The sequence below is a fragment of the Acidiphilium cryptum JF-5 genome, assembly GCF_000016725.1.
Classification (GTDB): Bacteria; Pseudomonadota; Alphaproteobacteria; order Acetobacterales; family Acetobacteraceae; genus Acidiphilium; species Acidiphilium multivorum.
The window spans coordinates 402,249-417,432 of the sequence record NC_009484.1 but is presented as its reverse complement, the minus strand read 5'-3'; the positions used below and the strand labels follow the sequence as shown (position 1 = coordinate 417,432).

The 15,184-nt window shown below is 68.4% G+C and carries 13 protein-coding genes and 1 tRNA gene; 7 read left to right on the top strand and 7 right to left on the bottom strand.

What is annotated here, in order from left to right:
- Nucleotides 1–124: 124 nt before the first annotated feature.
- The 4 genes from tilS to ACRY_RS19590 all read right to left on the bottom strand — a co-directional run bounded on the left by tilS (nt 125) and on the right by ACRY_RS19590 (nt 3,802).
- Nucleotides 125–1,438 carry a tRNA lysidine(34) synthetase TilS gene (gene tilS / locus ACRY_RS04295; protein WP_231295334.1) on the bottom strand — a complete coding sequence of 438 codons (1,314 nt, stop codon included), beginning with the start codon at nt 1,436–1,438 and terminating at the stop codon, nt 125–127.
- The gene (locus ACRY_RS04290) at nt 1,339–2,244 is read right to left on the bottom strand and encodes a tetratricopeptide repeat protein (RefSeq protein ID WP_013639418.1); all 906 of its coding nucleotides are present in this window, start codon (nt 2,242–2,244) and stop codon (nt 1,339–1,341) included. Before ACRY_RS04290 ends, tilS begins: the two co-directional genes overlap by 100 nt.
- A gap of 180 nt (nt 2,245–2,424) precedes the next feature.
- A complete protein-coding gene (locus ACRY_RS04285) occupies nt 2,425–2,928 on the bottom strand; it encodes an OmpA family protein (protein ID WP_007422749.1) in 504 nt (167 codons plus the stop codon).
- A 688-nt stretch (nt 2,929–3,616) separates the two neighbouring features.
- Complete coding sequence (locus tag ACRY_RS19590) at nt 3,617–3,802, bottom strand: hypothetical protein (RefSeq protein ID WP_148360972.1); 186 nt, start codon at nt 3,800–3,802, stop codon at nt 3,617–3,619.
- Nucleotides 3,803–3,817: 15 nt separating this feature from the next.
- Between ACRY_RS19590 and pheS the strand changes: the two genes are divergently transcribed.
- Both pheS and pheT read left to right on the top strand, forming a co-directional pair.
- Nucleotides 3,818–4,891, top strand: coding sequence for a phenylalanine--tRNA ligase subunit alpha (gene pheS / locus ACRY_RS04280; RefSeq protein ID WP_007422748.1), 1,074 nt, complete (start codon nt 3,818–3,820; stop codon nt 4,889–4,891).
- A complete protein-coding gene (pheT, locus tag ACRY_RS04275) occupies nt 4,888–7,371 on the top strand; it encodes a phenylalanine--tRNA ligase subunit beta (RefSeq protein ID WP_011941476.1) in 2,484 nt (827 codons plus the stop codon). The genes pheS and pheT overlap by 4 nt, the downstream gene beginning before the upstream one ends.
- Before the next feature lie 195 nt (nt 7,372–7,566).
- Here the strand turns inward: pheT and ACRY_RS04270 are convergent.
- Nucleotides 7,567–7,641 (bottom strand) — tRNA-Gly (locus tag ACRY_RS04270).
- A gap of 410 nt (nt 7,642–8,051) precedes the next feature.
- On the opposite strand from ACRY_RS04270, the gene ACRY_RS04265 reads away from it, so the two are divergent.
- The 5 genes from ACRY_RS04265 to ACRY_RS04245 are packed head-to-tail and all read left to right on the top strand — an operon-like array spanning nt 8,052 to nt 12,558.
- Complete coding sequence (locus ACRY_RS04265; protein WP_011941475.1) at nt 8,052–9,197, top strand: branched-chain amino acid ABC transporter substrate-binding protein; 1,146 nt, start codon at nt 8,052–8,054, stop codon at nt 9,195–9,197.
- 31 nt (nt 9,198–9,228) lie between these two features.
- The gene (locus ACRY_RS04260) at nt 9,229–10,131 is read left to right on the top strand and encodes a branched-chain amino acid ABC transporter permease (RefSeq protein ID WP_011941474.1); all 903 of its coding nucleotides are present in this window, start codon (nt 9,229–9,231) and stop codon (nt 10,129–10,131) included.
- Entirely contained in the window at nt 10,131–11,057 is a 927-nt protein-coding gene (locus ACRY_RS04255; protein WP_011941473.1) for a branched-chain amino acid ABC transporter permease, read from the top strand. Before ACRY_RS04260 ends, ACRY_RS04255 begins: the two co-directional genes overlap by 1 nt.
- On the top strand, nt 11,054–11,839 hold the full coding sequence (locus ACRY_RS04250) for an ABC transporter ATP-binding protein (RefSeq protein ID WP_011941472.1): 786 nt from the start codon (nt 11,054–11,056) through the stop codon (nt 11,837–11,839). Before ACRY_RS04255 ends, ACRY_RS04250 begins: the two co-directional genes overlap by 4 nt.
- Nucleotides 11,833–12,558 carry an ABC transporter ATP-binding protein gene (locus ACRY_RS04245; protein ID WP_408735332.1) on the top strand — a complete coding sequence of 242 codons (726 nt, stop codon included), beginning with the start codon at nt 11,833–11,835 and terminating at the stop codon, nt 12,556–12,558. Before ACRY_RS04250 ends, ACRY_RS04245 begins: the two co-directional genes overlap by 7 nt.
- 7 nt (nt 12,559–12,565) lie before the next feature.
- Here the strand turns inward: ACRY_RS04245 and ACRY_RS04240 are convergent, their stop codons facing one another.
- Entirely contained in the window at nt 12,566–13,438 is an 873-nt protein-coding gene (locus ACRY_RS04240; protein ID WP_007422738.1) for an ADP-polyphosphate phosphotransferase, read from the bottom strand.
- A 180-nt stretch (nt 13,439–13,618) separates the two neighbouring features.
- Complete coding sequence (gene rfaE1 / locus ACRY_RS04235) at nt 13,619–15,079, bottom strand: D-glycero-beta-D-manno-heptose-7-phosphate kinase (RefSeq protein ID WP_007422737.1); 1,461 nt, start codon at nt 15,077–15,079, stop codon at nt 13,619–13,621.
- Nucleotides 15,080–15,184: the final 105 nt, after the last annotated feature.

Below are 15,184 nucleotides of genomic sequence, written 5' to 3'. Positions count from 1 at the left end.
ATTTCAGGCCAACCCTTACCGCCGTCCATTCTGGCACGGCGGCGGACAGTTCGCCACTCCTAATCGGAAATGGGTATGCCCCCGAATTTTCCTATCCTGCCGGTGAGCGCCACGTGCAGGTCTGTCAGCCACAGGGCACCGGCTCGAACGGGGCGGCCGCGGCCGGCCCCTGCGGCGCGAACACGACCGCCGATGCCGGGCCGCCCGCCAGATGCGGCACGGACAGCACGCCATCCCCGCCGAAGAAGGCCGGCAGCGTGCGCCGCAGCGCGCCGGGAAGGCCCGACCGGCGCCCGATTTCCGCGGCCGAATCACCCAGCGCGCCGATCGTGCGCGCGCCCGGCGGCACGTCACACACCCGAAACCGCCCGTCCCAGACCGCCCCGCGGACGGCGGCGACTGGCGGCGCGCAGGCCGCCGCCTCCCGCACCAGCAGCCAGCCGGGACCATGGCGGCCGGCGGCCATGATCCGCACGCCGCCCAGCGTCGCCGGGCGCAATGCCGGCGTGAGGCGTTCCAGCGCGGCCCGGGCCGGCGGATAGGCCGCGCCGCCGAGAACGCGGAACAGCACGGCCAGCGCCTCCACCGGGAGCGACGCCGCGCGGACGATCGCCCAGCCTTCCGGGCGGAGGGAAACGTTCCGGGCGAGGGTTTCCGCCACATCGCGTTCGGCGGCAGCCCGGCGATCCGCATCGAGCGACGGAGGCACCAAGGCCGCTTGCCGCCGCGTGGCCCGGACCCGGACTCGCTCGAAACGCGCATCGGCATTGGACGGATCCTCGACCCAGCCGATGCCCCGTCCGCTCAGGAATTCCCGCAGCACGGCGGGGTCCGTCCCGAGCAGCGGGCGCAGGATCACGATGTCGTCGCGCGCGGCAAACCCAGCCATTCCCGCCAACCCGCGCGGGCCGCGCGCCGCCCGCATCGCCCGCAATTCATCCTGATCGCCGGCATGATGGCCGAGCAGGAGATGCACGATCCCCGCGCCGCGCGCCGCCGCCGCAAGGGACGCGTGGCGGGCGTCGCGGGCGCGGGCCTGCAGGGCCGGGCCTGGACCGAGCTGAAGGCGGAGGATCCGGTAGCCGATGCCGAGCGCGGCCAGTCGCCGCCCGGTCAGGGAGGCTTCGTCCGCCGACTCCGGACGCAAGCCATGATCGGCGATGAGCCCGAGACAGTCGCCGCCGCGCTCCCGTGCCCAGGAGGCGGCGAGCAAAGTCAGCGCCATGCTGTCCGCGCCGCCGGACACGCCGACCGCCACGCGCGGCGCCGCGCCGAACGGCCCGAGCGCGGCCATCACGCGGGCGAAATGGCGGCCCAGGCCGTCGGCCTCGGCTGCGGTCAGTGGCAGGCGGCCCTTCGCCGCGCCGCCTCGACCCGGGCCTTGAGCGACGGCGACGGCGACGAGAACTGGCTGGTCAGCGAATCGAGCGTGTCGCACGCTTCCTGATTCTGATGGATCGCGGTGAGCGAATTCGCGAGGCCGAGCAGCGCATCGGGCGCGTGCGGCCCGGCCCGATCGGCATTATAGGCATCGTCGAAGGCGATCGCGGCCTCCTGATGCCGCCCCTGATGGAACAGCGACTGCGCGAGAATGAGCGAGGCCTCGCCATGGCCGGCCTGCTTGCCCTGTTTGGCGATCACGGCATGGGCATCGGCTTCCGCCGCCCTGTAGTCGTGATGGGACAGGGCCGCCCTCGCCGCCCCGAGCGAGGCCTCGGCGCGCGCGGGCGCGGCCGTCTCCGGCGTCGGTCGGGCCGGCTCCCGCGGCAACGTGCCAAGGGTGTGCGGCTCTTGCGCCGATGACGGCGCGGCCGGGGGCGCGCCCTCCGCGGCATTCGCCGGCGTCTGGAAGCCCGGCTTGCCGCCCTGCTCGAGCTGGAACTTCAGGTTGCCGATTTCCTGCTTGATCTCGTCATGCTGGGTGGCGACCTCGTGCTCCAGCGTGTCGACCCGGCCGCGCAGGTCCTGAACCTCGCCGTTCAGCGTATGGACGCGATCGAGAAGCGAGGCCACGAGATCGCTCGATGGCGCCTGGCCCGAACGCTCCGGCGCGGAGGGCGCGGGCGCGCCGAGCACCGAGCTGCCATTCCCGCCCCCCGTCTGCATGGTCCGGATCTGGTGCTTCAGTTCCAGGATCTGGTTTTCGAGGGCGATCCCCTCGCGACTCGTGATCATCTGGGCCCGGGCCGCGGCGGGGAGAAGGATCGCCACGGCGACACCGGCGGCGTACAGGGTCTTCAGCATGGGACGGCGCATCGGTTTCCTCGTTCTGCGGGCGCGCCGGAATGCGCCCCGCGCGTATGTAGTGCAACCGGCGGCGGCATTGAAGCACCGGGGCCACGGAAAGCAAATCGGCGGCCCGGATGAGCCGGGCCGCCGATCGATTCCGTCACGCCGTCCGGAGCTTGTGCCCCGGCGGAATGGTCAGTGGCAGTGCTGCGGGTTGAAACCCTGCACCGAGGTGATGGCCACGCGGTCCTGCGCGTAGTCCTGCTCGGTGTTGCCCGGCGAAACCAGGCACGACTTGCCGTAGGAAACGGTCTGGATGCGCGACGCGGCGACGCCCTTGGCGACCAGGTAATCACGCGCGGCATGGGCGCGGCGCGCGCCGAGCGCGAGGTTGTAGGCCTCGGTGCCGCGCGGGTCGGCATTGCCGGCGATCAGCACGTCGACATTCGGGTATTTCGCGAGCCAGCTCGCCTGGCGGTCGAGCGTCGCCTTGTCGGCGCCGGTCAGGTTGGACTTGTTGAAGCCGAAGAAGGCGCGGTCGCCCACGTCGGCCACAAGCTGCTGCTCGCTGCCCGGAGCCGGCCCGGACTGCGCGGCGGTCGCGCCGGAACCAGTCGCCATGGCAGTGGTCTTGGGGGCGTTGGAGCACGCCGCAAGCAGGGCAACAGCCGCGAGTGCGCCCAGAGCTTTGATATTCATGTGTACCGTCCCGATGTTGGGTGCCTGTGATTTGACGCACCGGCGTCATGCCGATACGTGGAAACTGGTAGCCGAGACGCTGGTTCGCCGGCCGACAGCGCAACCTGATCCGCTGCCGGACCAAGCCCCGTCAACCGGTTGAACCAACCGGCGCAAACGTCCGGGCCGATATTTCGGCCTGACCATTTCGCGTAACAATCATCTATTCACATTGCGAAGACCGTTCAAGCGGGCTTTCGGGGCAAAGCCGATCATCCGCCCGTGATTGGATGTCATTTCCCGGCAACGCGACTTTTTTGACACAGCCTGTCAGCAAAACTGCATCTTTGATGACAGAAGGACATGAAATATTCCGCCCTGAAAACTTATTATTAACTTTTGAACACTAAACGGAAAGAGAGGCCGTTGGTCTCCGTTTCCTCCCTGAAAGCTGGCGAAATCTGCCGGCTCGAACTTCGAGCGTGACCGCGTTCTAACCGGTCACGCTCGTTTTTTAAATAAAATTCTGCCTCATATTTTGATATAATTTAGAGAAAATAAAACTGCCTGTCGCCGAGTTTTCTACCTTTGATATATAGATTGATCGCAATTAACGTTCTATCCACCTCCTTAACAACAAATTACCGCGGACTCCGTCCCGAACCGGATGTTTTTCGATACGCGCAGGGGTTGCAACCTCTGGCACACATCAGGGAATATCCCTGGTCCGATCGGTGACCGCGACTTCCGCTGCTTGCAAAACAGGTTTCAATGCCTTCGGTTCTTTTTTAATCGCGATTTTATCAGTTGCTGAAAACCTCCGGGCCTCGTCCGGAGGTTTTTTCTTGCCGCCCGCGCCATGCGCCGCGTTTGCTTGACATTTCGCCCGCTTCACGCTCCCTGCGCGGCCATGTCCGACGATCTGCCGACCATCGAATCCCAAGCCCGCACAGCCATCGCCGCCGCCGGCGATCCGGCTGCGCTCGACGCCGTCCGTATCGCCCTGCTCGGCAAGACCGGGCAGGTCACAGCGCTGCTCAAGACGCTCGGCAGCCTGACGCCGGACGAACGCAAGCGCGTCGGCGCCGAGGTGAACGCGCTCAAGACCGCCATCTCGGCCGCGCTCGATGCGCGCCGGGCGGTGCTGGAGGCGGAAGCCCTCGCCGCGCGGCTCGCCGCCGAGCGCATCGACGTCACGCTTCCCGGCCGGCCCGACCGCGCCGGCACGATCCACCCGATCTCGCGCACCATGGAGGAACTCACCGCCCTGTTCGGCGCCATGGGCTTCGGCGTGAAGGAAGGACCGGACATCGAGGATGACTGGCACAATTTCGGCGCCCTCAACATCCCCTCGCACCACCCGGCCCGCGCGATGATGGACACGTTCTATCTCGACGCTGCGGCCGGCAGCCGCCCCGTCGTGCTGCGCACCCACACCTCGCCGCTGCAGATCCGCACCATGCTGGCCGAGACGCCGCCGATCCGCGTGATCGTGCCGGGCCGCACCTACCGTTCGGACCACGACGCCACGCACAGCCCGATGTTCCACCAATGCGAGGGGCTGGTGATCGACCGCGGGATCACCCTCGCCCATCTCAAGGGCTGCCTGATCGACTTCCTGCGCGCCTTCTTCGAGCGGCCGGACCTCAAGGCCCGCTTCCGCTCCAGCTATTTCCCCTTCACCGAACCCTCGATGGAGGTCGACATCGCCTGGGACCGCAAGTCCGGCGAGATCGGCGGCGGCAGCGACTGGCTGGAAATCCTCGGCGCCGGCATGATCCATCCCAACGTGCTGGCGAATTGCGGGCTCGACCCGCGAGAATTCCAGGGCTTCGCCTTCGGCATGGGGGTCGAGCGCATCACCATGCTCAAGCACGGTATCCCCGACCTCCGTACTTTCTATGAGAGCGACGTGCGCTGGCTCGCGCATTATGGCACCTCGCCGCTGGCGCCGGTGACCCTGCACGAAGGGGACGCACGATGAAATTCACCCTCTCCTGGCTCAAGACGCATCTCGACACCGATGCCTCGCTCGATGCCATCGCCGAAACGCTGTCCGCCATCGGGCTGGAGGTGGAGAGCATCGCCGATCGGGGCGCGAGCCTCGCGCCGTTCCGCATCGCCCGCGTGATCGAGGCGACGCAGCACCCGAACGCCGACCGGCTGCGGGTCTGCCGCGTCGATCCCGGCGACGGCACCGAGGTCAGCGTGGTCTGCGGCGCGCCGAACGCGCGCACCGGCATGCGCGCCGTCTTCGCGCCGCCGGGCAGTTTCGTGCCGGGCACCGGCATCACGCTCAAGGTCGGCGAGATCCGCGGCGTTCCCTCGGCCGGGATGCTGGTCTCCGAGCGCGAACTCGGCCTCGGCGACAGCCATGACGGCATCATCGACCTGCCGGACGACGCGCCGGTGGGCACGCCCTATGCCCGCTGGGCCGGGCTCGACGATCCGGTGATCGAGATCGGCGTCACACCCAATCGCGGCGATGCCTTCGCGGTGCGCGGCGTCGCGCGCGATCTCGCCGCCGCCGGGCTCGGCACGCTGAAGCCCTGGGCGCCGCCGCCTATCGCCGCAGCCGGGGCGAGCTCGATTGCCTGGCAGAACGCCTATCCGGAAGCCTGCCCCTGGGTGCTCGGGCGCACCGTGCGCGGCGTGCGCAACGGCGAAAGCCCGGACTGGCTGAAGCGTCGCCTCGAATCGGTCGGGCTGCGGCCGATCAACGCGCTGGTCGACATCACCAATTTCTTCACCCTCGATCTCGGCCGGCCGCTGCATGTGTTCGACGTCGGCAAGATTGCCGGCGACGCACTCACCCTGCGGCGCGGCGCGGGGGAAAGCTTCCGCGGCCTGCACGGCAGGGACGTGACCGCGACGGCGGATGACTGCGTCATCGCCGATGCGGCGGGCGCGCAGTCGCTCGCCGGGATCGTCGGCGGCGAGGCGACGGGGTGCGACGAGACCACGCGGGACGTGTTCATCGAATGCGCCCTGTTCGACCGGGTGCGGATCGCCCTCACCGGCCAGCGCACCGGCATCCATTCCGACGCGCGGCAGCGCTTTGAGCGCGGCATCGATTTCGCGCTGCTGCCCGCCGCCCTCGATGCGGCGACCGCGATGGTGATCGAGCTGTGCGGCGGCACCGCCTCGGAGATCACCGAGGCGGGGGCGAAGCCCGACTGGCACCGCACCGCGACGATGCGCTTCGAGCGCCTCGCCAGTTTCGGCCACTCGACCGTCACACCCGACCGCGCCGCGGACATCCTCGACCGGCTCGGCTTTACCGGCGTCGCCCGCGATGCGGCGTCGATCACCGTCGCGGTGCCGAGCTGGCGCAACGATATCGCGGCGGCCGACCTGCCCGGCGGCAGCGCGCTCGACCAGCATGGCGGCCTCGCCGCGGCGACCGCCGAGGCCGCTCGCCTCGGCGCACGGACGATCGAGCCGGAAGTCGACCTGATCGAGGAAGTGCTGCGGATCGATGGGCTGGACCGGATCGAGCCGGTCTCGCTGCCCGGCGCGGCACCGGTGCCCTCGGCCTCGCTCACCCCGCGCCAGGCCCGCACGGTGCGCGCCCGCCGCGTTCTCGCCGCGCGCGGCATGGCCGAATGCGTGACCTTCAGCTTCCTCGACCGCGCGACCGCCGGGCGATTCGGCGGAACCCCCGCCACGCTTGCGCTGAAGAACCCGATCGCCGCCGATCTCGACCAGATGCGGCCGACCCCGCTGGCGACCATCGCCCTCGCCGCCGCGCGCAATGCCGCCCGCGGCCATGGCGACCTCGCGCTCTTCGAGATCGGCCCGGCCTATCGCGACGTCTCGCCAGACGGGCAGGATCTCGTCGCCGCGGGGCTGCGCGCCGGACGGACCCCGCTGTCCTGGGTCGAGCCGGCGCGCCCGGCCGATCTGTGGGATGCCAAGGCGGACGCCATCGCCGTGCTCGGCGAACTCGGCGTCCCGCTCGACGCGGTGACGGTGACGGCCGACGCGCCGGCGCATTATCATCCGGGCCGCTCCGGCACGCTGCGCCAGGGGCCGAAGACCCGGCTCGGCTGGTTCGGCGCGCTGCACCCGTCGCTATGCGCCGCGCTCGACCTGCCGGAAGGCAGCGTGGCGTTCGAGCTGGATCTGGGCGCGATCGCCGATCCGAAGCGGCGGCGCAAGGCCGTGCCGTCGCTGCCGCAGTTCCAGCCGCTCCGCCGCGACTTCGCCTTCATCGCCGATGCCACGGTAACGGCCGAGGCCGTGCTGCGCGCGGCGAAGGGCGCCGAGCGCACGCTGATCGCCAACGTCGCGTTATTCGACCGCTACGCCGGCGAGAAACTGCCGGAGGGGAAGGTGTCGCTCGCCGTCGCGGTCACCCTGCAACCGCGCGAGGCAAGCCTCACGGACGCGGAGATCGAGGCCGTTTCGGCGAAGATCGTCGCGGCGGTGGCCAAGGCAACCGGGGCGACGCTGCGCGGCTGACGCGCCGCCCCGGCGCCGGGGTTACAGGCATCGCCCCCTGGCGCGCGGCCGCCCCGCCGCGCGCCGGGCATTCTGCCGACGTGATGAAACTGTCCCACGGGCAGGTGACAGCGCCAGGATGTGACGGCGCGCGAAAACGACGAGCGACATCATCGCAACTCGTTCGCTTCGGATACCGGAAATATGTTTGAAAACTGGAGCGGGCGAAGGGATTCGAACCCTCGACCCCAACCTTGGCAAGGTTGTGCTCTACCCCTGAGCTACGCCCGCGCTCCGTGAAGGCGCTATTACTCAGGTTCGTTCGGCTTGGCAAGCGGTCCCCTCCATCAAAATCGGGCGGCTGGGTCGCGTCCAAGTTTGGCCGATTATATTTAACCATGAGAAACTTCTCGACCTTTCGCGCAGATTTGCCGACATCGCGGATTCGTGAAAAATCTTCCGCCTCGCCCGCAGGATGTGGATCGCGTTTACGTCCCTCGTCGGCTTGTGGTGGCTCCCGGGCGGCACTTGCGGCATCGCCGGTTGCGTCGAACCGGCATTTCCTGCTGGAAGGCCGTCGGGCCGCTTGCGCCCGGCCGCCGGATTGGCGGCCGACCGGGCGGTCGATCCGTGGCTGGAAGGTTGCCAAGCCGATCCTGTTGCGACAGGCTCGGACCAATCAATCAAAAAAGGAGATCAGGATGATTCGTAAGATGGGGATCGGGCTCGCGGCGGCCGTTGCTCTGGCGGCGCCGTATGGCATTGCCCACGCGGCCTCCGGGCCGATCAAGATCGGCGTGCAGGCGCCCATCACCGGCGCCTACGCCGATGAGGGCCAGGGCATCGAGAAGGCCGTGAAGCTGCTCGCCGACCAGCAGAACGCCAAGGGCGGCCTGCTGGGCCGCAAGATCGAGGTCAAGGTCTGCGACGACGAGGGCAAGGCCTCCCAGGCCGCCATCTGCGCGCGCCAGCTCGTGAATGACGGCGTGATCGCCGTGATCGGCTCCTACACCAGCGGCGCGGCACTCGCGGCCGAGCCGATCTATGCGCGCTCGAACGTCATCCAGACCTCGGACGGCACCAGCAACAAGCTGCTCTCGCGCGGCTACAAGACCTGGTTCGGCAACGCGGCGCCGAACAGCGCGGAGGCGAAGTTCACCGCGAAATACCTGATCGATGTCCGCCACTTCAAGCGCATCGCCGTGCTGACCGACCATTCGAGCTTCGCCACCGGCCTCGCCGATGCGGTCATCAAGAACATCAAGGCCGACCATGGCAAGGTGATCGACAAGGCCTTCATCACCGCCGGCTCGCAGAACTTCACCCCGGTGCTGACCAAGCTGAAGGCGCTGAAGCCGGATGCGATCTATTTCTCGGGCTACTATTCGGATGGCGGCCTGATCAAGGCGCAGATGGCCCAGCTCGGCATCACCGCGACCTTCGTCGGCGGCGACGCCAACCAGAACGTCGCCTTCGGCAAGATCGCCGGCTCCGCGGCGAAGGGCGCCATCATCGTCAACGTGCCCGGTCCGGAACAGCTCCCCTACCCCACCGCCAAGGCCTTCGTCGCAGCCTACAAGGCGAAATATCACCAGAGCCCGCCCTCGGTCTTCACCCTCACCAACGCCGACGGCATGCGCGCGGTGATGCAGGCGATCGAGCAGACCAAGAGCGTCAAGCCGGCGAAGCTCGAGCACTACCTGCACACGATGAAGAGCTTCGATGGTCTGACCGGCCAGTTCCGCTGGAACGACAAGGGCGAGCGCGTCGGCAGCCCGTTCACCGCCTTCGAGGTGCAGGCCGACGGCAGCTACAAGATCGTCTATCCGGCGCCCAAGGCCGGCTGACGGGCCGGTCGCGCCGGGGGGAGGTTTCGTCATGGGAACGTTCATCCAGCAGGTCTTCAACGGCCTGACGGTCGGGGGCATCTACGCGCTCATCGCGCTGGGCTACACGATGGTTTATGGCGTGATGCGCCTGATCAATTTCGCCCATGGCGATCTCTGCATCCTCGGCGCCTTCATCGGCCTCACCTTCCTCACCTCGCTCGGCGGTGCCGGCCATCCCGGCGCAGCCCTGCTGATCCTCGCCTTCGTCGCGGCGATCGTGGTGGTGGCGGTGGCCGGCGTCGTGCTCGAACTCGCCGCCTACCGGCCGCTGCGCAAGGCGGATCGCCTCGCCGCCGTGGTCTCGGCACTTGGCGCGTCATTGCTGATCGAGAACGGAATCATGCTGATCTGGAGCCCCCAGGTCAGCGTGTTCCCCTCGGGCCTGCTGCCGACGACGACCTATCACATCGCCGGCGCCTCGATCAGCTTCGTGCAGGTGATGATCATCATCGTCTCCTTCCTGCTGATGGCGGCGCTCTACCTGTTCGTGAACCACACCCGCTTCGGCACCGCGATCCGCGCCGCGGCGATCGACCAGGACGCCGCGCGGCTGATGGGCATCAACGTCAACCGAGTGATCGCCAGCGTCTTCGTCATCGGCCCGGCGCTCGGCGCGGTGGGCGGGCTGTTCATCGGCGTCTATTACCGCGAAGTCTATTTCACCATGGGCTGGACCTACGGGCTCTACGCCTTCATCGCCGCCATTCTCGGCGGCATCGGCAACATTCCGGGGGCGATGCTGGGCGGCATCCTGCTCGGCCTCTTCAACGCCTTCGCCGCCGGCTACATCTCCAGCTCCTGGCAGGATGCGATCACCTTCGCGCTGCTGATCGGGATCCTGCTGGTGCGGCCTTCTGGACTCCTGGGCGAACGCGTCGCGGAGAAGGTGTGATGAGCGCATCCGCAAGCCGCAACACCGGCATCGCCGTCTGGATCCTCGGCCTGTTTCTGCCGGTCGTGCTGAACAGCGCCTGGGTCTCGGTTGCCGCGATCTTCGCGATCTATGGCATCGTCGCCCTGTCGGAAGACATCATTCTCGGCCGCGCCGGCATGTTCGACATGGGGCACGCCGTCTATTTCGGCATCGGCGCCTATGTCACGGCGATCCTGAACGTCACCTTCGACTGGCCGATCTTCCTGACCATCCCCTTCGCCATCCTGCTGGCCGCCGCCTTCGGCGCCCTGCTCGCCGCCCCGCTGATCCGCCTGCGCGGCGACTACCTGCTGGTCGCCAGCATCGGCTTCAACGCGATCTTCGTGCTGGCGATGCAGAACAACCTGTTCGGCCTCACCGGCGGGTCGGACGGCATCACCGGCATCGGCGTGCCCTCGCTGTTCGGCCTGCCGATCGAGAGCCAGAGCGCGATGTATTGGCTCGACTGGGTGGTGCTCGGCATCGTGCTGGTGCTGATGCGCAATCTCGACGGCTCGGAATTCGGCCGCGCGCTGCGCTATCTCAAGCAGGACGAACTCGCCGCGACGACGATCGGCGTCAATCCGCGCAAGGTGAAGACGCTCGCCTTCGCCATCGGCGCCGGGCTCGCCGGGCTCGCCGGCACGCTGTTCGCGGTGCAGCTCTCCACGGTCAGCCCGTCCTCCTTCAAGTTCACCGAATCGGTGACGCTGTTCGCCATCGTCATCGTCGGCGGCCAGGGCTCGATTCCCGGCGTGCTGCTCGGCACCGCGCTGATGTTCGTGCTGCCCCAGGTCTTCCGCGACTTCGCGCAATACCGCTACCTGGTCTTCGGCTTCGCGATGATCCTGGTGATGGTGCTGCGCCCGCAGGGCCTGTGGCCGCGGCGGGGGGCGCGGGCATGAGCGCGCTGCTCGAACTCCACGGGGTCGGCATCCGCTTCGGCGGGCTGCGCGCGGTCGACAGGCTCTCCTTCACCGTCGACAAGGGGCAGATCGTCGCCCTGATCGGGCCGAACGGCGCCGGCAAGACGACCGTGTTCAACATGATCACCGGCGTCTACCGGCCGACCGAGGGCAGCATCCGCTTCGAGGGGCAGGACATCACCGCCCGCCGCCCGCATCTCGTCGCCGCCGCCGGCATCATGCGGACCTTCCAGACCATCCGGCTGTTTCCCGAAATGTCGGTGCTGGAAAACGTCCGCGCCGGCTGCCATTTGCGGGTGCGCCAGCAATGGTGGCAGGGGCTGCTCAGCCTGCCGTCGCAGCGGCGGGAGGAGGCTGAACTGGCCGAGCGCGCGCACGAGATCCTGCGCCGGCTCGATCTCGACCGGTTCGCGCATGACCGCGCGGTCTCGCTGCCCTACGGCGTGCAGCGCCGCGTCGAACTTGCCCGCACGCTGGCGGCCGATCCCAAGATGATCATTCTCGACGAGCCGGCCGCCGGCCTGAACGACAATGAATCGGCCGCTCTCAGCGAGACGATCTTCGGCATCCGCGACAGCGGCATCACCGTACTGCTGGTCGAGCACGACATGAACGTGGTGATGAGCGTCGCCGACAAGATCGTGGTGATCAATTTCGGCCAGAAGATCGCCGAGGGCGGGCCGGACGACATCCGCAACGACGCGCAGGTGATCGAGGCCTATCTCGGGCGCGATGACGACGAGGAGGAGGGCGTATCGTGAGCCTGCTCGAAATCGCCGACCTCAAGGTCAATTACGGTCAGATCGAGGCGCTGAAGGGCGTCTCGCTGCGGGTGGAAACGCGCGAGATCGTGGCGATCCTCGGCGCCAACGGCGCCGGCAAGACCACGCTGATGCGCACGATCTCGGGGCTGCTGACGCCGCGCGGCGGCTCGATCGTCTTCGAGGGGACCGACATCACCCGCCTGGGGGCGGACAGGATCGTGCGCCTCGGCATCGCCCAGTCGCCCGAGGGGCGGCGCGTGTTCGGCACGCTGAGCGTGATGGAGAATCTCCGCCTCGGCGCCTTCACCCGCCCGGCGGGCGAGGTTGCCGGCTCGCTCGACTTCGTGCTGCAGATGTTCCCCCGCCTCGCCGAGCGCCGCGGCCAGCTCGCCGGCACGATGTCCGGCGGCGAACAGCAGATGCTGGCGATCGGCCGGGCGCTGATGGCGAAGCCCCGCCTGCTGCTGCTCGACGAGCCGAGCCTCGGCCTCGCGCCGATCATCGTCCAGGGCATTTTCCGCACCCTGCGCGAGATCGCCAACAGCGGCGTCACCATCCTGATCGTCGAGCAGAACGCCCGCAGCGCGCTGAAACTCGCCGATCGCGGCTATGTGCTCGAGGTCGGCCGCTTCGTCATCGAGGACGACGCGAAGACGCTGCTGACCTCGCCCGAGGTGCAGGCCGCCTATCTGGGTGGCGAGCGCAGGAAGGCCTGACGGCGCGTCAGGATTTCGCGAGATCCTCGCGGATGCGGGCGAGCTCCTTCTTCCGCTTGCTGCTCACCTCGGGATAGTTCATGTCGAGCTCCTGCATCGTCTCCAGCAGGATGTTCGAGATGATGAGGCGGGCGTTGCGCTTGTCATCCGCCGGCACCGCGTACCAGGGCGCCTCGACCGTGCTGGTCGCGTTCAGGCAGTCCTGATACGCCGCCATGTAGTCGTTCCAGAATTTCCGCTCCTCGACGTCGGCGGTGCTGAACTTCCAGTTCTTCGAGGGATCGTCGATCCGGGCGATCAGCCGGCGCAACTGCTCCTCCTTCGAGATGTGCAGGAAGATCTTGACGATCTTCGTGCCGTTCCCGGAGAGGTGGCGTTCGAGATCGTTGATCGAGCGGTAGCGGTGCTCCCAGATCGAGCCGACCCCCGACGGCGGTTCCGGCACGCCCTCGTTGGCGAGGATCTCGGGATGCACGCGCGCGATCAGCACCTCCTCGTAATAGGACCGGTTGAAGATGCCGATCCGCCCCCGCTCGGGCAGGTTGCGCGTCGTGCGCCAGAGGAAGTCGTGCTGGAGTTCCATGGCACTCGGGTGCCTGAAGCTGAAGACCTGGCAGCCCTGCGGATTGACGCCGGACATCACATGCTTGATCGCGCCATCCTTGCCGGCCGCGTCCATCGCCTGGAAGATGATCAGCACGGCATGGCGGTTCGAGGCGTAGAGCAGCTGCTGCATCTCGCTGAGCCGCTTGATGTGGTCATCCAGTTCCGCGCGGTAGTCGTGCTTCGAATCGAAGAGCGGGTCGATGGCTGTCGGCCAGGACGACAGGTCGACGGGAACGCTCGGGTGAATGCGGAACTGCCGGGAATTGACGGCCATGGCGACACTCCGGAATGCGGCGCCGCGACGCGACCGGACGGGACCACCGCAGCGCGGGCTTTCGGCAAAGCCGGCACATGTCCGTGTCCGCCGGATCGTTCCGGGAACGGCGCCCGGTTAACAGGACCAGACACCGATATGGGGGCGGGACGGCGCGGGATGCAAGCGCGCCGGCGCCGTTCAGCTGCGCAGGCGGGTGACCGTTGCCGTGGTGGAATGGCCGGGCAGCAGCTCGGCGAGCATGACGCGCCCGCCCCAGGACTCGACCTCGCGCGCGCCGACCACGGTATCGTGCGTGTAGTCCGCGCCCTTGACCAGGACATCGGGCCGGATCGCCGAGAGCAGGTCGAGCGGCGTGTCCTCCTCGAAGATCACGACGAGGTCGACGCTGGCGAGCGAGGCGAGCACGGCGGCGCGCGCCGCCTCGGGCTGGACGGGGCGCGTCGCGCCCTTGAGCCGGCGCACCGAACTGTCGGCGTTCAGGCCGACGACGAGACGGTCGCACCCGGCGCGCGCCTGTTCGAGCAGGTGCACATGGCCGGGGTGCAGCAGGTCGAAACAGCCATTGGTGAAGCCGATGCGCCAGCCGCGCTGGCGCCAGCGCTCGGCGGCCTCGGCGGCGGCCTGCCTGGTGACGACCTTGCGCAGCGCGCCGGAGGCCGGCTTCACCGCGTCGACCAGGTCGTCCGGCCGGGCGACGGCGGTGCCGACCTTGCCCACCACGAGGCCGCCGGCGATGTTCGACAGCCGCGCCGCGATCTCGAGCGGCAGGCCGCTCGCCAGCCCCGCCGCGAGCACCGCGACCACCGTGTCGCCGGCGCCGGAGACGTCGTAGACTTCCGCGGCCTCGGCCGGATAATGCCGGACCGTATCGACGGTCACGAGGCTCATCCCGTCCTCGGAGCGGGTGCAGAGCACCGCGCCGAAGCCGAAACGGCCGATCACCTCGCGCGCCGCCCCGACGATGGCGGCCTCGTCCGGCAGGTCGCGCCCGACCGCTTCGGCGAGTTCGCGGCGGTTCGGCGTGATCACGTCGGCCTCGGCATAGTGCGACCAGTCCGCCCCCTTGGGATCGACGATCACGGTGCGGCCGATCGAGCGGGCGCTGGCGATCAGGTTGCGCGCGATCGTGGGCGCCAGCACGCCCTTGCGATAATCCGACAGCACGGTGACCGAGGTCGCCGCCATCGCGTCGGAGGCGATCTTGAGCAGGCGTTCGCCGAGCTTGTCGGTCAGCGGCATCACCAGTTCGCGGTCGGCGCGGATCAGATGCTGGCCGGCGGCGATGTAGCGCGTCTTCACCGTCGTCGCCCGGCCGGTTTCCACCAGCAGCCAGGGCTCGACATTCGGCTGGCCGCCGATCAGCGCGGTGAGGTCGGAGCCTTCCTGGTCGTCGCCCACCACCGAGACGAAGGCGGCCGCCGCATCGAGCGCGGTGAGGTTGCGCACCACGTTGCCCGCCCCGCCCGGCATCGCGATCTCGCGCGTCACGGTCAGGATCGGCACCGGCGCCTCCGGGCTGATCCGTTCGACGCGCCCATAGGCGTAGCGGTCGAGCATCAGGTCGCCCACCACAAGAACGTTCGCCCGCGCCAGCCCCCGGATCGCGGCGATCAGATCGCCATCATCATGCTCAGCCATGCTGCCTCGCTAGCTTGCGCGGCGGCGTCGGGCAAGCGGTTTCGTGAGGTCGACCCGCCGCGCCGCCGGCGATTTTGCATCGCAGCATCGCGCGCCGCGCCGTCG